The 516-nt window shown below is 72.3% G+C and carries 1 protein-coding gene; it reads left to right on the top strand.

Going from position 1 to position 516, the window contains the following annotated elements:
- Window positions 1–418: 3-hydroxyacyl-CoA dehydrogenase family protein (locus CCN29_RS34485; protein WP_442538707.1), on the top strand; the 418-nt coding region annotated here is incomplete at its 5' end.
- Window positions 419–516: the final 98 nt, after the last annotated feature.

Below are 516 nucleotides of genomic sequence, written 5' to 3'. Positions count from 1 at the left end.
GATGAAGCTGGTCGAGGTGGTGCGCACGGTGCTGACCGCCGACGACGTCCACGCCACCGTGCGCGAGGTGTGCGCGAAGGTCCGCAAGCACGCCGTGGACTGCGGTGACCGGGCCGGGTTCATCGTCAACGCGCTGCTGTTCCCGTACCTGAACAACGCGGTGAAGATGGTGCAGGAGCACTACGCCACCCTGGACGACATCGACGCGGCGATGAAGCTGGGCGGCGGCTACCCGATGGGCCCGTTCGAGCTGCTGGACGTCGTCGGGCTGGACGTCTCGCTGGCCATCGAGAAGGTGCTGCACCGGGAGTTCCGCGACCCGGGTCTGGCCCCGGCGCCCCTGCTGGAGCACCTGGTGGCCGCGGGCTGCCTCGGCCGCAAGACGGGCCGTGGCTTCCGCGAATATGCCAAGCGCTGAGGCGTACGCCGGTGAGCCGCTCCCGGGCGGCGCCGAGTGGGGCGGGCTGCTGGACCCCGACCGGTTCCCGCCGCCCGCCCGCCTCGGCGCTGCCCGGG

Source organism: Streptomyces pseudogriseolus (assembly GCA_002154585.1).
In the GTDB taxonomy this organism is placed as follows: Bacteria; Actinomycetota; Actinomycetes; order Streptomycetales; family Streptomycetaceae; genus Streptomyces; species Streptomyces pseudogriseolus.
Note: the sequence above shows the minus strand (reverse complement) of the source record. Positions and strands in the feature narration are given on the sequence as shown.